The organism is Enterococcus sp. FSL R5-0957, assembly GCF_038008005.1.
Classification (GTDB): Bacteria; Bacillota; Bacilli; order Lactobacillales; family Enterococcaceae; genus Enterococcus_B; species Enterococcus_B faecium.
Map to the genome: position 1 here is coordinate 421325 of NZ_JBBOYG010000001.1, position 19991 is coordinate 441315.

Consider the following 19991-nt stretch of genomic DNA (forward strand, 5'->3'; position numbering starts at 1 on the left):
CCTTTTCATTTGAAATAGGAGATCGACGATGAATAAAAATATTTCTTTAAAAGAAAGTATCGCTGTATTGATCGTGTTGTTGGCACTCCTAGGAGTACTGATCATCGGATTCCAGCTCTCGCCACATATCCCGATCCTTGCAGCTTTCATGTGTTTGTTGTTTTATGGCAGATTTAAAAAGTTCACATGGGATGAGATCCATGACGGGATCATCAAAGGAATCACTCCAGGGATCATTCCAATCCTGATTTTTCTTTTGATTGGTGTCTTAGTTGCTTCATGGATTTTATCTGGAACCATCCCTACGATTATGGTTTATGGATTTAAACTTGTTTCTGTGCGTTTCTTTTTACCGACAGCATTTCTTGTTTGTGCAATTGTCGGAGTGACTGTCGGCAGTTCATTTACAACGATTTCGACGATTGGAATTGCTTTTTTGGGGATCGGTCATTTACTTGGATTCAATGATGCAATGACTACAGGCGCAGTCGTTTCCGGTGCCTTTTTAGGGAATAACTGCTCGCCTTTATCAGATACGACCAACTTGGCAGCGGGTATTGGAGGAGTTAATCTATTCGAACATATCGCTGGTATGCGTTATACAGATTTCCCAGCATTCGTCCTTTCGTTGATTTTTTATACGATATTAGGACATAACAGTCATTCAGCCGATCTAGCTAGTATCAATGAAATGATCCAAAACATGAAAGCGAGCTTTTGGATCTCTCCTTGGACATTGATTCCACTAGTTATTTTATTTGGGGGGGCAATCAAAAAAATTCCGGCTATCCCTACATTACTAGCGGGATCAACAGCTGCTCTCGTTCTTTCTTTTATCCATGAGAAAAGTTTGACGGTCGGAAAAGCAGCAGACATCTTGATGAATGGTTATGTCGCAAATACACCTGATCCAAAGCTAGATGAACTGCTTTCTCGAGGCGGGATCATGAGTATGTTAGGTTCTGCTAGTTTGATTTTACTTGCATTGGCATTAGGTGGGTTACTGATCAAATATCTGATCGTTGATACCATCGTTCAAGAATTAAAAGAAAAGATGGACCGACCTTCTCGTTTAGTCGGGTTTACTGCCTTGAGCTGTATCGGAATCAATCTGATCGTTGGAGAACAGTATCTGTCCATCATTCTTCCAGGAGAAACATTCAAGCGTTCTTTTGATGACGTTGGCTTATCAAAAACCTATTTGACACGAACACTAGCGGATTCAGGTGCGACCGTCAATTCTCTCGTACCGTGGGGAGTCAGCGGCACATTCATTATGGGAACGATGAAAGTTAGCGCGTTGCATTACTTGCCATTCGCCTTTTTCTCGATTCTTGCACCTGTCTTTACAATATTAGGCGGTTTTTTATTGAATCGTCGACGTGTAAAAAATTGAAGGAAGGAAAAAAGAGGCTGGGACAGAAGCGTTTAACTCCAAGAAATAAGAAGAAATTCAAGAAAATTGCTTTTTAAATTTTTGTGAATTTCAGCTTATTTCCGAAGGAGTTGCTTCTGCTTCCGCCGTTTATACGTGTTTAGAGCGTGAGACAAAAGTGTTCTTTACTTTTGTCCCACGCTCTTTTTTACAGATAAACAATGTGTTAGAAGTAGTATCTTCTTTTACATAAAAAGCTGACCATAGAATAAATGGTCAGCGTATTTAGTGAGTCAGCTATTTAGTATGGGTTTTCTAAAGGAACGACTGTCTCTCTTTTGATCAAGCGATGAGGGATGACCAAGCGTACGCCGCTACTTAATTCTTCATGGATCAGTTCACGCAGTTTTTGCATAGCGACACGTCCTAATTCGGAGATATCGATATCGATGCTTGTAAGGTAAGGATGTATCAATGTTGAGAAGATCGAGTTGTTGAAGCTAATGACGGAAAGTGTCTCTGGAATGACATAACCATACATTTGTGCCAACTGCATCGTGCGAAGGGCGAAGATATCGTCAATGACTACCAATGCTGTGGCTTCGTTTTCTTTCAACGTTTTCTCAAAGGTCAGATAATCTTCTGTATGTTCCAGTACTACACTGGAAAACGCAGGAAGATCAGCCATCATCATCGCTTTTTGATAACCGAAATATCGTTCGAAATACAAACTCTCATGAGTCGTATTCGTCACGAATAGGATATTCTTATGTCCATTCTGGATCAAAAATTCTGTTGCTTGTTTGCCTAGAAGCTGGTTGTCATTATCTACATAAACGATTTCGTTTTCGTGATGATAAGGCTGTCCGATCAAAGTGAAAGGGATGTGGTTTTGGTATAAATAATCAATGACAGGGTCTTGACTATCTGAATACACTAGAATAAAACCATCTACTTGTTTTTGTAGATGCATACGCTGGACGTTCTCTAACAGTAAATCAAAATTTTTAGCAGTAGCAATCGCTGTCGTCATATCATAATTCCGAGCTTCTTCGTTGATTGCTTCCATGATCTCAAGATAAAAGGGATTCCCAATCCGCTCTTTTGAATCAAGAGGGGGTAAGATCACGCCGATGGCACTAGAAATGCGTTTTCCTAGATTGCGGGCAGTCATGTTAGGAACATAACCTAGTTCATCCATGATTTTTCGGACTTTCTTCTTTGTTGCTTCGGAAATACTAGGATGATCATTGATAACACGAGAGACGGTCGAGGTAGCAACACCGGCTTTTTTCGCCACATCTTTTACGGTAATAGCCATGATAAAAACACCTTTCTCTTGTTATTGTGCAGAGAACCGATAAATCGTCTGACTGATCCGTTCTTGACCAGGATGGAGGTTGATCGATCCAAAGTTGGGGAAATGAACGATATCAGGGATTTCTTGCGGTTCGATTGCTAATCCGTAGTTTGAATGCATCTGTTTTCCGTTGACAGAGAAATCAGCTTCAAATCCAGTCGTAGAAAATAATACCATACTTTTATTGGAAGTTGCTATAGTCATTTGACGACCAGAATGCTTCTCGAATAATTGTAAGGAAGTTCTGGAAAGCCTAGGATGATGCAAAAGAAATACATCATCTAGTCCAGCTGGATAACAAGCAAGGATTTCTTGCAGTGTTGGAGATTTTCTAAAGTCGATGGGCAGGTCTTCTTTTTTCGTCCAATTTCCAGTAGGTAGTTTTTCTTGATCTAATTCAATTATACCATCTAAGAAGACCGTTAACTGATGGTCATAGATGTCTCTTTTTCCATTTCCTGAAAGGTTGAAGTAGGCATGATTGGTCGGATTGCAGATGGTTTCGACCAGGCTACTGGCAGAGGTCGTCATCTCTAACTCGTTTTTTGTCAAACGGTAAGTGATCGTAGCAGTGATTGGTCCTGGATAGGTAGAAAATTCATCTTTTAAGTAAAAGACCACGCCTATTGATGAAGGAGTTTTGAAAACTTCTACTTCCCAAAATTGGAAAGACCAGCCTTTCGTGCCACCGTGGATATGGTGTGATCCGCAGTTTTTCTCCAATCTATGCTCACCCCAAGAAGCATCCCGGATCCTTCCGGCTACAGGTCCGACAGTTGCTCCAAAAAAGCTTTTGTCTGTTAGAACATCTTCGAAACGATCGTAAGACAATAAAACATTTTCTGATTTTCCTTCTTTGTCTGGTGCGAAGATTTGGTGCAGGCGGGCACCGTAATTGAGAAGAACGACTTCTAAGTAGTCGTTCTTCAATGTGACTTTTTTTATTTCAGTCTCTGGAACTGGTACGACGGAGATTTCTGGATTATCCATGGTCATGCCACTTTTCTTTCAAGTAATCGATCGTAAGAAAAGTCGTATCAGGGACAAGCGGGATCTCCTCTCCAAGGTCTTCAGCACGTCCCACGCCAATTGGTTGAGCACCACTTGAGAGGATGGCTTGGATACCGGCTTGCGCGTCTTCGATCCCGATACATTCTTCTGCTTTTAGTCCGACAGCTTTTGCTGCAAGGAGGAAGATATCTGGCGCAGGTTTTCCGTTTGTTGCTTCTGCCGGGTCGGCAATAGCATCAAAGTAAGGTGTAAGACCCATTTTTTCAAGTAGGAAAGGCCCATTTTTACTTGCAGAAGCAAGAGCAATCTTGATTTTTTCTTCTTTTAAAGAATCCAGTAAAGGCACGACCCCGGGGAAGACATCTTTTGGTTCGATCGTCTGGATCATCTCTAAATAATAATCGTTTTTTCTTTTCGCTAATTCTGCAAATTCTTCCTTTGAAAAAGAGTGTTCTTTTCCGCCATAAGCTAAAAGCAAAGAGAGTGAGTCTTCTCGGCTGACACCTTTTAGCTGTTCGTTGAATGTGCGGTCGATCGTAATGCCGATTTCCTGACCAAGCTTTCGCCAAGCACGATAATGGAATTCAGCAGTATCGGTAATGACACCGTCTAAATCAAACAATACCCCTTTAAACATTTGCTTCCTCCTTTCTTAGCGTTATTTCTAGACGATCCGCTAAAGAATAAGACTGTTCATAGACGTAAATTTCTAGAGGAGAACCTTCTAATAACTCGAAAGTAACTTGTTCATCTGTGACTGAGATGAACAATAAACGTCCGCGATAATTGATATGGAAAGAATAAGCTTTCCAAGTTTTTGGCAGAAATGGTGCGAATCTCAACTGATCATGGGCAGTTTTCATTTGAGCAAACCCTTGGACGATCGACAACCAGCTACCAGTCATGGAAGTGATGTGCAAGCCGTCTTCTGTGTCGTTATTGTAATTATCCAAATCCAAGCGAGCTGTTCGCTGGTACATTTCTACAGCTTTGCTTTCCATTCCTAATTCTGCTGCTAAAATCGAATGGATACTTGGCGAAAGGGAAGACTCATGGACAGTCATTGGTTCATAGAAATCAAAGTTTTTTTGTTTTTCTTCTTTTGTAAAAGTATCATTGAAGAAATAAATCCCCTGTAGTACATCTGCCTGCTTGATGAAGCAAGATCTAAGGATTTTGTCCCAAGACCAATGCTGATTCAGAGGAAGATCGCTTGTGGGAATATCGGATACAGGCATGAGATCTTTATCTAAGAATGTGTCATGCTGGACAAAGATTCCTAATTCTTCGTCAACTGGGAAGTACATGTTCTCTGCGATATCTTTCCATTTGGCTAGTTCTTCTTCGCTGATAGTGATAGCAGCTTCTTTTTGATAAGTTAAATAATTTTCTCGCGTGTAACGCAAGACCCAAGCTGCGATCGTATTTGTATACCAATTGTTATTGATATTGTTCTCATATTCGTTTGGGCCGGTCACACCGTGGATCATGTATTTATTTGCTCGTTTTGAAAAATGGACACGGTCTGCCCAGAAGCGTGCGATTTCTGCTAAAACTTCCAGTCCTTCATTTTTCAAATATTCCGTATCGCCGGTGTAATTCGTATAATTGTAGATTGCATAGGCAATCGCGCCATTTCGGTGAATCTCCTCGAATGTGATTTCCCACTCGTTATGGCATTCGACACCAGTGAAGGTGACCATAGGATAAAGCGCGCCTTTTAATCCTTGTTGCTGAGCGTTGTGGATTGCTTGCGGCAGTTGATTATGCCGATATTTCAGCAGATTCTTAGTTACTTCAGGTTTGGCTAAAGCAAGATAAAGAGGGACAGCATACGCTTCTGTATCCCAGTAAGTGGCTCCGCCGTATTTTTCTCCTGTGAATCCTTTGGGGCCGATATTTAATCGTTCATCTTCGCCGTAGTAAGTAGAGAATAGTTGGAACAAATTGAATCGAATACCTTGTTGTGCTTCTTCGTCTCCTTCGATGACCACATCGGCAAGCTTCCATCGTTCTGCCCAAGCCGCTGTTTGCTCTTCTTTTGCTTGGATATAATTGTTTGTCTGGTTCGTTAATTCTGAGACAGCTTTTTCTGCTTGCTGCGCTTCTGGAATATCTCTACTAGTAAGAACGATAATTTCTTTTTCCACTGACCATGTCTCACCTTGAGATAATTCTGCAGACAAGCAACCATGTAATGCTAAAGTATCTTCGTGATAGTCAGGGATGACTGATTTTCCATTAACGAAATGGCGCATTGCTGCAGTAACAGTAAATTGTTCAATCCCAAAGTTGTTTGGAATAGTTTTAGTCGTCAAATAGCCGATTTCTTCTATAGTTCCACAATCAATCTCATTCCAAAAATGTTCATCATAGTTGCTGTCTTCGTTTTGAACATTTCCATCCAATTTTGATACGAGTTTGACTGTTCCGCTACCTTCAAGCATTTCTATAGTTAAATAGATATAAGCTGATTCTTTTTTGACAATGCTCAGAAAACGTTCGAAGGAAATGCGTACTTTATTAGTAGAAGTAGTGATTGTGAATGTACGAGATAATACACCATTTTTCATATCTAATTCCCAGTAAAAGTCTTCTGGTTCCAAAGAAGCCAAGTCGATCAGCTGATCGTTGATCGAAATATCTATCGCGATAAAGTTCAAGGCGTTGATCACTTTTCCAAAGTATTCTGGATAACCATTTTTCCACCAGCCGACACGTGTCTTATCGGGATACCAGACACCCGCCAAATAAGTACCTTGATGGTGGTCCCCTGAGTAAGTTTCTTCAAAGTTCCCGCGCATCCCCATATAACCGTTCCCAATACTTGTTAAAGATTCTTGCAGTCGAAGATTTTTTTTATCTAATTGTGTCGTGCTGATTTTCCATGGATCAATAGCAAATAGTCGTTTGATCTGTTTCATTTTTCTCCTCCTAATGAGCTGTTTTATACGTTCATAATAAACGCAACCGATTGCACAAGTCAATAGACAAAAGAAAATATTTCATAGAAAAAAGCATAAAAAAATAAATTTTTAGGAGAAAATTATAGAAGGAAACACACGCATTATAGGTTTTATAGAATGGTATAGACAGAAAAATAAAAAATAAAGCATTTACAAAAAAGAAAACGCACGCTATAATACGTTTAACGAAATCGATTGCGTAAAGGAGCTAAACGGAATGAAAAAGATATTTAGTTTTGAGTTTTGGCAAAAATTTGGAAAGGCTTTAATGGTTGTGGTAGCAGTTATGCCGGCAGCTGGGTTGATGATCAGTATAGGAAAATCAATTCCCTTGATCAATCCTGATTGGACGCCGCTTGTCACAACGGGCGGAGTAATTGAAAATATTGGTTGGGCAATTATTGGTAATCTTCATATTTTATTTGCTTTAGCAATAGGAGGAAGTTGGGCAAAAGAAAGAGCAGGCGGAGCATTTGCAGCTGGGATCTCATTTATTTTGATCAATCGGATCACTGGGGCTATCTTTGGTGTCACAAGTGACATGCTTGCGAATGAAGATGCATTTACCCACACTCTGTTCGGTACGAAGATCATGGTTAAAGGATTTTTTACAAGTGTATTGGAAGCACCAGCTTTGAATATGGGAGTATTCGTAGGGATCATCGCTGGATTTGTCGGGGCAATGGCTTATAATAAGTACTATAATTATAGAAAATTGCCGGATGCTTTGTCATTTTTTAATGGAAAGCGCTTTGTTCCGTTTGTTGTTATCTTATGGTCAACAATCGTGGCATTGATTCTTGCTGTGGTGTGGCCAAACGTACAGGCTGGAATCAATAATTTTGGTTTATGGATCGCAGAATCACAAGAAAGCGCACCGATTCTAGCACCGTTTTTATTTGGAACATTAGAACGTTTACTATTGCCATTTGGATTGCATCATATGCTGACGATTCCTATCAACTATACACAGCTTGGCGGATCGTATGAGATTTTATCAGGCGCACAGGCGGGGACACAAGTATTTGGGCAAGATCCGTTATGGTTGGCTTGGGCCACTGATTTAGTGAATCTTAAAGGTGCAGGGGATATGTCGCAATATGAGTTTGTGTTGCATAACTGGACGCCGGCTCGTTTCAAAGTAGGACAAATGATTGGTTCTTCAGGTATCTTGATGGGAATGGCTTTTGCGATGTATCGTAATGTCGATCCTGATAAGAAAGCAAGATATAAATCAATGTATTTTTCAGCAGCGTTGGCTGTCTTTCTAACAGGTGTAACAGAACCATTGGAGTTCATGTTTATGTTTGCTGCTGTGCCATTATATGTCATTTATTCAGTGATCCAAGGGGCTGCATTTGCGATGGCAGATATCTTGCCATTGCGGGTCCATTCATTTGGGAATATCGAATTGCTGACTCGGACACCGTTAGCTATCAAAGCGGGTTTAGGTGGAGATCTTATCAACTTCGTGTTGTGTGTGATCGCTTTTGGTGTTGTTACGTATTTCTTAGCAAATTTCTTGATCAAAAAATTCAACTTTGCTACACCGGGACGTAACGGAAATTACGACAATGACAGTGAAGAAACCGTTGTATCTAACAGCGGAACAGGAACAGCAGATCAGCAAGTGGTCCAGATCATTCATTTGCTGGGAGGAAAAGAAAATATCAAAGATGTCGATGCTTGTATGACTCGGTTACGCGTAAGTGTAAATGATCGAGAAAAAGTAGGGACTGAAGAAGCCTGGAAACGAGCAGGGGCGATGGGATTGATCGTCAAAGACAATGGAGTCCAAGCAGTTTATGGACCAAAAGCAGATGTCTTGAAATCAGATATCGAAGATCTGCTGCAATCAGGAGCAGAGATTCCAGAGCCAGAAATGGTTTCTACAGGAAATAGACAAGCAGATAGTAAGCAATACTTAGGTATAGAACAAGAACTAGTTTCCGCAGCTTCTGGAGAAGTGATTCCTTTATCTGAAGTAAAAGATCCGGTATTCTCACAAAAAATGATGGGTGACGGCTTTGCTGTTATTCCAACATCAAGAGAAGTTGTTGCGCCGATCGCTGGAAAAGTGACAAGTATTTTCCCAAGCAAACATGCAATTGGGCTGGAGACGAAAGATGGTATCGAAGTTTTGATCCATATGGGAATCGATACAGTCCAAATGAATCAGCCAGCTTTTGAGATTGCTGTCAAAGAAGGCCAAGAAGTAGGAACAGGAACGAAATTAGCTGAGATGGATCTTGATGTGATCCAAAACGAAGAAAAAGATCCAACGATCATGATCGTATTTACAAACGATAAAGTAGAAGAAGTAGTGATCAAGCAATTAGGTACAGTGACAGCTGGTAAAGTGATCGGCTCCATTAAAATGTAAGGTGAGGTTGTGAAATCATTGCCCTGACCTGAGTATTAGAGAAACAAAACGAAAAAACAGCTCCTCGTATTTTGCCGTTTTTTGAACTAATACCGAAGGTCAGCTGATTGAACACCATTTATCGAGAGGTTGTGAAAAAGCTGTCCTGCATCAAGTAATAAGAACAGCCAAACAAAAATAGCTCCTCCTATTTTTCGTTTGGTTGGGCTTATTACCGCAGATGCAAGCTTTTGAACACCGTTTAAGGAAGAGGTTGTGAAAACTGCGTTATGCATTGAGTAATAAGAGCGCTAGTCAGAAAATAGCTTTTCATATTTTCTAGGCTAGTGAGCTTATTACCGAGAAGCAGCAGTTTGAATACTGTTTAGTGGAGAGGTCGTGAAAAAGCTGCCCTGCACCAAGTGATAAAAACAGCCAAACAAAAAATAGCTCCTGGTCCATTGAGCTTATTACTGAGGAGTTAGCAGGAGAACACTATTTGCTGGAGAGGTTGTGACAAAAATTTTGTCACAACCCTTTTGTTTCGAAATGAAGACAAGGAGAAAACCAATGAAATTCATGACACTCAACACGCATAGCTGGCTTGAGCCAGAACCAGAGAAAAAATTGCAAGAATTAGCAGATAAGATCCTGTTAGAAGATTATGAAGTGATTGCTTTACAAGAAATCAACCAATTACTGGAATCTGAAGAAGTAGAACCTGCGAAGCTAATGAAGTTCTGTCCGGTAAAGAATCAAGTACCTATCCGTAAAGATAATTTTGCCTACCGTTTAGTTCAGCTTTTAAAGGAACACGGAAAAGAGTATTTTTGGAGTTGGGAAATGAGCCACATCGGTTATGATAAATATGAAGAAGGAAATGCACTGCTTGCGAAAAAAACATTGGAAAGTCAGGTCCTTACCGTCTCCCAATCTCAAAAGAAAGAAGATTATCAGACACGCAAGATCTTGATTGGGAAAACAAAGATAGATGATCAGGACATTTTTGTCTCGAGCTGCCACTTTTCTTGGTGGACAGATAAAAAAAGTGGCTTTTATTTTGAGTGGAAAAACTTGGAAAACTACTTTTTGGAAACTCGCGTACCACTTTTTTTCCTAGGTGATTTCAATAATCCAGTAGACTCTCAAGGTTATTATACTGTAAGAGAAAGTTGCCTTCTTCTTCAAGATTCGTATGTTGTCGCGAATGAAAAAGGAAAAGCAGCTACTGTGGAAAAGAAAATCGATGGTTGGGAACAAAATACAGAAAAATTGCGTATAGATTTTATTTTCGTCCCTGAAGGAATGCAGGTTAAAAAATATCAACGGATTTTTGATGGGATCGATAGTCCAATCATCAGTGATCACTACGGGGTGGAAATCGAATTAGATGTGAACGAATAAAAAATATAACATATAACATAAAAAAACTGATTAAAATAAAACTCTCCAAACGATTATACCGTTTGGAGAGTTTTTTGATCGGATGTATTTATCCCTTTTGCCTAAGCACGTAAAAGCTTGTATCTATGATAAATAAATAAACATAGCAAGGTAAACCAGCCAATCAAAGTAAGAGAAAGAATGAAATAGAAATAGATTGGCGTTTGATAATGAAGCGTGAGCTCGTTGATTCCTTTTTGCTGCTTCACGATTGGGGTCCCGATATCTGTTACTTCATAATCAGTCAATGTTTTTCCATTTTGCTGTAGCACAGTCCGATCGTAGACGATAACAGGGATATGAACAGTTTTGTCCCCAGTGTTTTTCCACTTGATTGTCAGAAGACCGCCTGGATGTGTTTTTATAAAAGTTGTTTCGTTTTCTAGTATTTCTTCGTTATACCGGTCGTATTTATTGTCTTTTGTCTCCTTATAGATTGGCAGATAGTCAGGTGTGGTTTTTTGGAAAACGAACAAGCTGGTAGACATATCTTTGCTGAAGAATGTTTTCCTTGCTTCTTCCGGCGTATCGAATAGATAAGTATGTCGACTGACAAATGTTTCATTTTCCCACTTTTCCAGATGCTGGTATAAGTTCTGGATCGTCTGTGCTGAAAAAATAAGAATGCCAAATATACTTAAAAGACGGAACCACTTTTGTTCAGACCACTGGTTCAGTGAAAGGGCAAGGTAAAGTAGAAGCAATAGCGTAAATGGCACGAAAAATCGAAATGGAAACTGGATCAAACTAATAAAAGGCACATTTTTTTCGATCAATGTCGTCCATGGAATCAAGCTAGTAGAAAGAAAAAAGAAAACAAGACTTGTGTACAACACGATTTTTTGGAATAAGGTGTTCTTTTGTTGAAAGAAAATAAAAAGCAAAAAACCTGATAATATCAATATAGGAAAGGCCTTAGGGTAATGGAGCCAATAACTGCCATCCAGATCTATCGCCTTTTGACTCATTTCTCTGTTAACAAAGGGAGGAAGAATCTTATTCCCACTGTAAACAATAGCTAATCCTGCCCAAATATTTGCTGTCAGAACAAAATAAAGCAAGACCGACTTAATCAGTTGAAGCAGTGCTTTTCCTTTTTCAGTCTGGTTAAAAAAGTAATAAAGATAAAAAGGGATATACATCAAAGCTAACATGATCGAAGACAGTAAATGGATCTGTGTCATAAGTCCCACTGAGACAGCGACTTTGATAACAGGGAACTTTTTATGAAGGACGAAATCAGCAATAGGGATCATACATAAAGGATAAAAACAAGTCCCCCAGCTAGTGAATCCTTGGTTGATAGACCAGTATTGAATAGAATACGTACTCATGAATAAAACGGCTACTGGTACACTTACCCAATTTCGAATATTGACATATCTCAGTAAAATCAGCATAGAAAATCCTGAAATAAGATAAAGAATGAAATTTGAAAGAATCTGATAATGAAACCAGCTACCTGCAAGCAACACGATCAATCCTTGTAAATAAGCGAAAAATGGGCCGTAAACGGCATTCACGATCCTGCCACTTTGCTGGAATCCATAAAGGGAAGGAAAATAATGGAAATCCCCATATTTAATTTGTTGCGCGGCATCATAGAACCGATTGTAATGGAATGGGGCATCAGCACCCAAAATTAGTTTATGTGTGAATAAATGAGGCATGAGAAATGCCAAAGCAATGAAAAAAATTGCTAAAAATGGGCCATATTTTTTCAATTGTCGAACTCCTTTGCAAACTTTAGATAAATTCATCATATATCCTATGCGAGAGGTAGGCAAGAAATTAGAAAATTCATGAAAATATTTATGAATTTTACAAGAAAAACATAAGTGAAAGTTCTAAGGAGAGAGGATGCGACATAAGTTTTGTTGCATCTCCTTGTTTTGAAACAGAATTTTTCTTAATACTCGAAACAAAGTAGCTTTTTCATGACCTCTCGGTAAACGGTGTTCAATCAGCTGCTTCTCGGTAATAAGCTCACTAGCCTAGAAAATATGAAAAGCTATTTTCTGACTAGCGCTCTTATTATTCAAAACATAACACAGTTTTCACAACCTCTTCCTTAAATGGTGTTCAATCAGCTGCTTCTCGGTAATAAGCTCACTAGCCTAGAAAATATGAGAAGCTATTTTCTGACTAGCGCTCTTATTACTCAAAGCATAACGCAGTTTTCACAACCTCTTCCTTAAACGGTGTTCAAAAGCTTGCATCTGCGGTAATAAGCCCAACCAAACAAAAAATATGAGTAGCTATTTTTTTTGGCTGTACTTATTACTTGATGCAGGACAGCTTTTTCACAACCTCATCGGCTTTCATTTTCTATTTTTTTCCTGAACCCATATAATAAAAGAAAGAACAAAAAAACTTGCAAGGGAGGACACATGTGAAGCAGAGTAAGCAAAAACAGTCTCGTCGACTTTTGTTTCGTTTGTTTTTATTAATATGTATCGTCGTAGGGTTACTGATCGCTTTATATCCATTTTATGTGGATTCTTTAAATAGTTTTATTGATCAAAAACGTATCGAACAAGTACAAAAACGGACCGCAGCTGAAATTGAAGTGCAGCGAAAGAAAATGGAGGAGAAAAACCAACGATTAACTGACCAAGGATTCAATCCTGGTACTGATCCTTTCAATGAAAAGAACAGAAATGAAAGTACAACATCCAGCCAATTAGAGGAATGGCTGATCGGAAGTATCAATATACCTAAGATCCAATTAAATATTTCACTTTATGATCGGCTCAATGGTAGGATCCTTGAAAATGGAGCAGGCGTCTTGCAAGGAACCTCTTTCCCGCTTGGTGGAAATTCGACGCATTCAGTGATCTCTGCTCACAGCGGTTTACCTAATCGACGGTTATTTACCGAATTAGATCGTTTAGAAAACGGAGACACGTTTATTTTGACTGTTTTGGGGGAGAAATTGGCTTATCAAGTTAAAAATATACAAGTGGTACTGCCAGATGACACGTCTGTTCTAACGATTGCAGAAGGAGAAGACTTAGTTACCTTGCTTACATGTACGCCGTATATGATCAACACGCATCGTTTGCTAGTGACAGGACATCGGATTCCTTATAACGAATCGGTAAAAAAAGAAGAAGGAAAAGGAAATCAGGAAAGAACCATGAGGCAATGGTTTATTCTTGCAGGAACGATAATAGCTGTAGTCATACTGTTAGTGTTTATCGGACGACTAATCTATCAGTATAGATTAAGTAAAAAAGTGCTTGATTTTTCATTTATTATTAGTGATTCGTCAGGGAAACCGGTAAATGGTAGTTCATTCATTTTGAAACATAAGAAAAAAATACTTACTAGAAATGGTGTGCCGTTTTCAGTACAAAGCGACCATCATGGGAAAGTCAAGCTGGATCAATTGCCTGGTGGGACTTATCGAATCGTTTCAGCTGATGATCCTAAAGTTGCTGTTTCTTTTGGTATTAGAAAAGTAAAACAAGAGAAGATATACTTTTTTGAGGGGCGAAAACTTGTAAAAGAGCTTCAAAAAATGGTTTTTATTTTAAAATCAATGAATAAGTAAGGAGAGAAAAAATGATCCGCACAACAACAAAATTGTCTGCCAAAGAACTGGAATCTGTTCTATCGATTTGGCTGCATGCTAACTTGGATTCTCATGAATTCATTCCATCAACTTATTGGGAGAATCAAGTAGAATCTGTTAGGAAAGCTTTACCAGATGCAGTGATTTACTTAGCAGAAATAGATCAAGAAATTATTGGTTTTGCTGGGGTGATTGATCAGTTTATCGCAGGAATCTTTGTGAAAAGGGAATACCGGCAACAAAGAATCGGTACGCAACTAATGAAAAAAATAAAAGAAACCAATAAAACACTGACTTTGACAGTCTATCAAAAAAATCAATCAGCTATTCATTTCTATCTTTCACAAGGTTTTACAATTCAAACACAGCAAAAAGATGAAGCAGTAAATGAGGAGGAACTTGTGATGAAATGGAATCAAAACGCTGATTTTTGATGAACAGAATAACGAAATAATGCTCCCAGCAAAAAATTAGGCTGGGAGCATTATTTCATTTTGAAGTCACTAATTTAACTGTGTGAATATGCAGTTGTTACGACCTTTGATAAACGGTGTTCAATCAGCTGACCCTCGGTATTAGCTCAAAAAACGGCAAAACATGAGGAACTATTTTTCCGTTTCTTTCTCTAATACTCAGGTCAGAACGCTGATTTCACAACCTCTCTTTCACAACCTTATTTTACTCGTTTATAATTTTCATCGAAATATTTTCCGCTACGGATATCATCTGGCATTCCATCGTATGGTTCTTCGCTAATAACATCTTCATTGTCTATACCTGCATCACCCATATAAGTGATAGTAGCAAATTCAGGAACAAGTAATTTTGGATAAGTTTCATATTTTTCACGAGCTGCTTCCATTTCTGCGATATGTTCGTTTTGGAAAGTAACAGTGATTTCTGGCTGTTCTTCAACCCATTTAGGGAAAAAGATCATTCCGTGAAGTTTCTTTTCATTTGGCATAAAGTCCAATGCCACGTCTGTCCCTGTTGGCTCTGTCCAAGTGATTTTGAATACGCCGTCCGTCAATTTAACGATATCAGCTTCTTGGTCTTTTACCCAACGGCCTTTGACCATTCCGCCATGGATACGGTAATCAACAGTATGGTCATTTTTGGCATACCATTCATATTCCCAACCATTATCATACGTATAGATAAAGTGAGTTCCAATAAAATCTTCCAATTCTTTAAATTCTTTCATGTTTAAGCATCTCCTTATAAATTAAAACATGTAATAAACTACATGTTTTCGATTACTCATTTATGATAGAATGGATTTAAAGATTTGTCAAGGAGGGAAAACTGATGGCAAGAAAAAATACACTTCGATATATTTTGTTAGGGTTATTAAGTAAGAAGAAGATGACAGGATATGAATTGAATCAATCGTTCAAAAATGAAATAGGAGAATTTTGGCAAGCAAAACATAGTCAGATTTATCCTGAACTTGCAAAAATGGAAGAGCAAGGAATCATTCAGCATCAAGTAGAGATCACAGGTGAAAAATTGGAAAAGAAAGTTTATGAATTAACAGAAGAAGGGAAGGAACAATTGGCAGAGTGGATTCATACACCCACCAATGAACTACCGGTTAATCGAGACGAATTTGTTCTGAAATTGTATTTCGTCAAAGACGTGAATGATCCGGCATTAGTAGAAATTATTCAGCAGCAGCGTGACCTTCATGAAGAAAAACGACTTCATCTATTAGAGCGAAAAAAAACGATCTTTCCTACTGAAAAAGAAAAACATGAAAATTACGGACACTACCTGATTTTAGCGCATGCGATCAATCGGGAAACAGAATATGCAAATTGGCTAACAGATGTATTAGAAGAAAGTAACCGAAAAAAATAAAAAAATATCCGAACAGTGATGGAGAATTCCTTTCTATATGAAAGAAACGCAGATCACCGTTCGGATATTCTTATGTTCAAACAGGCCTTTTTTCAAGTATTTATGTAGCATCTACTTATTAAAAAGCTTGGTACTTAGGAGATTAGTGGCGTTTAGAGTTCTTTTAACAGCTGTTCGTAGTCAGCTTTTTCATCGACAGGAAGGAGCTTGTAAGTTAATTCGTCTGTCTCGTTGTCATGAATGATGTACATCTTAGCATTCTCTTCTTTGAAGTTACCAATTTGTAAAATCGTATAGCGTTCGTCGATCAATTCGATATCTTTGATTGCTTTTGAAAAAACTTTACGGACATGGTGCATTTTCTTTTGGCGGATTTCTGCCTTTTCTGCAGCTTTTGACAAAGTAAATCCGTCATCTAAATATTTTTTGATCAGTTCTACTTTTATGACTGTAGGTAAACGATATTTTCTAGGACAATTCGCATCAGCTTCGATCGAACGAATGAATCCCTTTTGTTCCCAATACCTTAATTGACGTGGAGACACACCTACGATATCACTTAATTCACTGATGCCAACAACCAATTGATCATTTTCCAACAAACGTTTAAGGGAAGCCCCAACCATTTTTGTCACTCCTTTTGTCCTCTTGCTTCCCTTAATTATATCCGTATTAACTTATGTGTCAAGTAGGTTGACAAATAGCGAATTTAGGACTAAAGTATTCTAGTAGTTTCAGAAAAAATTCAGAAAGAAGGAGAAATATGAGTAACAACCAACCCGTAGATATTTACGGAAAACCATATAATCGGACACTTTTAGTTGTTGTCTTATTAATTGGTACATTTTGTACCGTTTTGAATCAGACCTTATTGACGACAGCTTTTCCTACATTGATGAAAGCTTTCGATATTTCAGCGTCTGATGTGCAATGGTTAACGACTGGTTTCTTGCTAGTCAACGGGATCATGATCCCAATAACAGCATGGCTGATCAATAAATTCAGTTCAAGAAATTTATATCTTTCTGCCATGACGATCTTTTTGATCGGAACAATTACTTGCTTTACAGCACCTAATTTTAGTACATTACTAATCGGTCGCTTGATCCAAGCTTGCGGTGTGGGAGTATCGATGCCATTATTGCAAAATATCATGCTATCTATTTTCCCGCCAGAAAAAAGAGGATCAGCAATGGGGATGTCAGGGATCGTTATTGGACTTGCTCCTGCTTTAGGCCCTACATTATCTGGTTATATCATTGATAACTACCATTGGCGTGACTTGTTTGGTATGGTACTGCCAATCGTTGTTCTTGTCTTGGTTTTAGCATTCTTCCTAATGAAGAGCGTTATTCCATTGTCAAATCCTAGCATTGATATTTTATCCGCTATTTTATCAACGATTGGATTCGGTAGTTTGCTTTACGGATTTTCTAGTGTAGGAGATGACGGCTGGGGAAGCTTGAAAGTAATTGGTTTCTTAGTTGTTGGTGTGATTTTCATCGCATTGTTTTCATGGCGTCAATTACATTTGGAACATCCATTCTTGGAACTTCGCGTATTCAAATCATCTACATTCACGATTGCCGCTGTTTTAGCTGGTGTAACAAATATGGCGATGGTAGGGGCAGAAATGGTCGTACCATTGTATATTCAAAATATTCGTGGAGAATCAGCATTCCATTCTGGCTTGATGTTGTTGCCGGGTGCATTGATCATGGGGGCTATGATGCCTGTTACGGGTGCGATTTTCGATAAATATGGCGCGAAACGTTTAGCCATCACAGGGATGTTCATTTTGACAGCCGCAACTGCACCATTTGCTTTCTTGACAAAAACGACTCCAGTTTTATATATCGTGATCCTTTATGCAATCCGTATGTTTGGGATCTCCATGGTCATGATGCCGGTAACGACTTCTGGTATGAATGCATTGCCAAATAACTTGATCAGTCACGGGACAGCGGTAAATAATACATTCCGTCAAATCGCAAGCTCGATTGGTACAGCTATTTTGATCAGTGTGTTGACGAATGTGACAAAAGTAAATATCCCAAGCAAATCTGTATTGGATAATACACCATTAGCTTATAAAGATCAGGCAATCAATGCCACACTGTCAGGTTACCATGCCGCGTTTATCGTAGCGATCATCTTTGGGATCCTTGGCTTTATTATTGCCTTTTTATTGAAGAAAAAAGAACCTGTTCTAACGAAAGCGGGGGATAATGCATGATTATTGGAGTTTTGATTGTCAGCTTGCTTGCTTTTGCTTTAACGAACGTGTTCGCTAAAAAAACATGGCAAACCTTTTTATCTTTGATTTTCGGACTAATCTTCGTCGCTTCACTAAGTTTGATCGTCGCTAATTTGTCCAATCACTTTGGAATGGAAAAAGTAACGGAAACAAAAACAGAAAAAATTGTTTCCAGTGCTGATTCCCAAGGAGCAGATATGCTTTTGTATAAAGCTTTAGGGAATGGAAAAGAAAAAGTGTATCTTTACCGAACAAATGAAAAACAAGAAAAACCAAAAGCAACTGGTACGGATAACGAAACAAATAAAGTAGAAAAGACAGACGGCGATGCTGAAAAAGTGACGAAAACTACTTATTGGGAATACAAAAACGACATGTATAAATTCTGGTTCAATATTGCTGATAACAATCACGAATATGACAGCCGAGTGAATACATTCAAAATCCCAGAGACATGGGTAGAATTAAGTACGGACCAAGCAGCCAAGTTAGCTGAATTAGTGAAGAAACAGCAAAGTACGATGGAAAGTGAAGCAAAAGCTTATGTTCAAGACGGTATGGTAAAAGCAATGACTGAAAATCCAAAAATGAGCAAAGCAGAGCAAGAACAACGTACGAAAGCCTTAGCTGCTGAATTCCAACAACAAGCATTCGCAAAATTAGTGAAAGAAGCAAAAGGCGAATAATATTTTGAACACCGTTTATTCGAAAAAAGGAACTGCGACAAGACTTTTGTCACAGTTCCTTCTTTTTTTTGCTATGCTATACTAGATGTAAAAAATAGGAGAAATAAAATGAGGGAAATTTATTCTTTTGAATCAAAAATCTATGCTTCCGAAGTCGGCAAGGGCGGGGCATATATTATTTTTCCGTATGATATAAGAAAAGAATTCGGTGCTGGAAGAGTTAAAGTCCAAGCAACTTTTGACAATGTGCCGTACGAAGGCAGTATCGTGAATATGGGTGTGAAAAATCCAGATGGTTCAGTCTGCTACATCCTTGGACTACGAAAAGATATTCGTAAAAACATCGGTAAAGAAATCGGTGATATTGTAGCAGTTACAGTGAAGCAAAAATAAAAGAGGTTGTGACAAAAGACGTGTCACAACCTCTTGATAAACGGTGTTCAAAAGCCAGTTTCTCGGTAGTAAGTCAAATTTATGCAAAAATGTGGAAACCCATGTTTACAAAATTTTTCTTACTACTCGAAACGAAGCGGCTTTATCACAACCTCTTGATAAACGGCGTTCAATCAGCTGTCCCTCGGTATTAGCTCAAAAACGGCAAAATATGAGAAGCTATTTTTCCATTTTTTTCTCTCATACTCAGGTCATAACGCTGATTTCACAACCTCTTCTTTCATAATGGTTTTTCACCATCTTTATAATAAACTGGTTCTTTGATATGGAAATCTATTTTTTCCAACCAATCTAAAATCTTGTAACCTAACTCTTCTGACATCGGAAAAGAGGCGTTGATTTGTGCATTGGAGATATGGTCAACATGGATACCGGAAGTGATCGTACAACTTCCCGGAACGGCAGTTTTGATGATCACAGCTATTTTTTCGGCTAAGACATCGTCTTTATGGAACCGACCATCGTGGCTAGGGAAACGTACAGTTTGCATCTCTGTATTACGAGAAAATGTAGTGACTGTTCCGATATGTGGTGTATCTCCGCCTGTTAAAGTAATCAATAAGTCTTTACCAATTACTTTAACAGCAGCTTGGATCGTGAAACCTAGTTTTGTTACTTCAACTATCGTTTCTTTTTCCATA

The 19991-nt window shown here is 38.6% G+C and carries 16 protein-coding genes and 1 pseudogene; 9 read left to right on the top strand and 8 right to left on the bottom strand.

The features are described from left to right. Positions 1 to 28 precede the first annotated feature (28 nt). The gene (gene nhaC, locus MKX69_RS02040) at positions 29 to 1396 is read left to right on the top strand and encodes a Na+/H+ antiporter NhaC (RefSeq protein WP_002286385.1); all 1368 of its coding nucleotides are present in this window, start codon (positions 29 to 31) and stop codon (positions 1394 to 1396) included. A 280-nt stretch (positions 1397 to 1676) separates the two neighbouring features. Here nhaC and MKX69_RS02045 read toward each other — a convergent pair whose 3' ends face one another. Genes MKX69_RS02045 through MKX69_RS02060 form a run of 4 tightly spaced genes read right to left on the bottom strand, consistent with a single transcriptional unit; the run spans position 1677 to position 6670 of the window. Continuing rightward, a complete protein-coding gene (locus MKX69_RS02045) occupies positions 1677 to 2696 on the bottom strand; it encodes a LacI family DNA-binding transcriptional regulator (RefSeq protein ID WP_341008578.1) in 1020 nt (339 codons plus the stop codon). Positions 2697 to 2717: 21 nt separating this feature from the next. After that, on the bottom strand, positions 2718 to 3725 hold the full coding sequence (locus tag MKX69_RS02050; RefSeq protein ID WP_114634966.1) for an aldose epimerase family protein: 1008 nt from the start codon (positions 3723 to 3725) through the stop codon (positions 2718 to 2720). Then, positions 3718 to 4383 (bottom strand): beta-phosphoglucomutase, encoded by a 666-nt coding sequence (pgmB, locus tag MKX69_RS02055; protein ID WP_002307916.1) that lies wholly within the window; start codon positions 4381 to 4383, stop codon positions 3718 to 3720. Before pgmB ends, MKX69_RS02050 begins: the two co-directional genes overlap by 8 nt. After that, entirely contained in the window at positions 4376 to 6670 is a 2295-nt protein-coding gene (locus MKX69_RS02060; RefSeq protein ID WP_002319549.1) for a glycoside hydrolase family 65 protein, read from the bottom strand. The genes pgmB and MKX69_RS02060 overlap by 8 nt, the downstream gene beginning before the upstream one ends. Positions 6671 to 6929: 259 nt before the next feature. Between MKX69_RS02060 and MKX69_RS02065 the strand changes: the two genes are divergently transcribed. Together MKX69_RS02065 and MKX69_RS02070 are read left to right on the top strand one after the other, a co-directional pair. Further along, on the top strand, positions 6930 to 9095 hold the full coding sequence (locus tag MKX69_RS02065; RefSeq protein ID WP_002319550.1) for a PTS transporter subunit IIBC: 2166 nt from the start codon (positions 6930 to 6932) through the stop codon (positions 9093 to 9095). 549 nt (positions 9096 to 9644) lie between these two features. Then, a complete protein-coding gene (locus MKX69_RS02070) occupies positions 9645 to 10478 on the top strand; it encodes an endonuclease/exonuclease/phosphatase family protein (protein WP_002319551.1) in 834 nt (277 codons plus the stop codon). Positions 10479 to 10579: 101 nt separating this feature from the next. Here MKX69_RS02070 and MKX69_RS02075 read toward each other — a convergent pair whose 3' ends face one another. Further along, on the bottom strand, positions 10580 to 12280 hold the full coding sequence (locus tag MKX69_RS02075) for a hypothetical protein (RefSeq protein WP_002376521.1): 1701 nt from the start codon (positions 12278 to 12280) through the stop codon (positions 10580 to 10582). 629 nt (positions 12281 to 12909) lie between these two features. Here MKX69_RS02075 and MKX69_RS02080 point away from each other — a divergent pair. Both MKX69_RS02080 and MKX69_RS02085 read left to right on the top strand, forming a co-directional pair. Continuing rightward, positions 12910 to 14069: pseudogene (locus MKX69_RS02080) on the top strand (class C sortase). Positions 14070 to 14084: 15 nt separating this feature from the next. After that, positions 14085 to 14528, top strand: a complete 444-nt coding sequence (locus MKX69_RS02085; RefSeq protein WP_002286361.1) for a GNAT family N-acetyltransferase — start codon at positions 14085 to 14087, stop codon at positions 14526 to 14528. A gap of 239 nt (positions 14529 to 14767) precedes the next feature. On the opposite strand, the gene MKX69_RS02090 is transcribed toward MKX69_RS02085, so the two are convergent. Beyond that, a complete protein-coding gene (locus MKX69_RS02090; protein ID WP_114635018.1) occupies positions 14768 to 15298 on the bottom strand; it encodes a phenolic acid decarboxylase in 531 nt (176 codons plus the stop codon). A gap of 104 nt (positions 15299 to 15402) precedes the next feature. Here MKX69_RS02090 and MKX69_RS02095 point away from each other — a divergent pair, with 104 nt between their 5' ends. Beyond that, on the top strand, positions 15403 to 15954 hold the full coding sequence (locus tag MKX69_RS02095) for a PadR family transcriptional regulator (RefSeq protein ID WP_002286354.1): 552 nt from the start codon (positions 15403 to 15405) through the stop codon (positions 15952 to 15954). A 152-nt stretch (positions 15955 to 16106) separates the two neighbouring features. On the opposite strand, the gene MKX69_RS02100 is transcribed toward MKX69_RS02095, so the two are convergent. Continuing rightward, positions 16107 to 16580 (bottom strand): MerR family transcriptional regulator, encoded by a 474-nt coding sequence (locus tag MKX69_RS02100; RefSeq protein ID WP_002286344.1) that lies wholly within the window; start codon positions 16578 to 16580, stop codon positions 16107 to 16109. 137 nt (positions 16581 to 16717) lie between these two features. Between MKX69_RS02100 and MKX69_RS02105 the strand changes: the two genes are divergently transcribed. The 3 genes from MKX69_RS02105 (at position 16718) to MKX69_RS02115 (ending at position 19290) form a co-directional block, all read left to right on the top strand. Beyond that, a complete protein-coding gene (locus tag MKX69_RS02105) occupies positions 16718 to 18190 on the top strand; it encodes an MDR family MFS transporter (RefSeq protein ID WP_002319556.1) in 1473 nt (490 codons plus the stop codon). Next, positions 18187 to 18897: a DUF4811 domain-containing protein gene (locus tag MKX69_RS02110; protein ID WP_002286342.1), complete on the top strand. Its 711-nt coding sequence runs from the start codon at positions 18187 to 18189 to the stop codon at positions 18895 to 18897. Before MKX69_RS02105 ends, MKX69_RS02110 begins: the two co-directional genes overlap by 4 nt. A 108-nt stretch (positions 18898 to 19005) precedes the next feature. After that, on the top strand, positions 19006 to 19290 hold the full coding sequence (locus MKX69_RS02115) for a DUF1905 domain-containing protein (protein WP_002286335.1): 285 nt from the start codon (positions 19006 to 19008) through the stop codon (positions 19288 to 19290). Between the two features lie 280 nt (positions 19291 to 19570). Here MKX69_RS02115 and lpdD read toward each other — a convergent pair whose 3' ends face one another. After that, a complete protein-coding gene (lpdD, locus tag MKX69_RS02120) occupies positions 19571 to 19990 on the bottom strand; it encodes a prenylated flavin chaperone LpdD (RefSeq protein WP_025478230.1) in 420 nt (139 codons plus the stop codon). Position 19991: the final 1 nt, after the last annotated feature.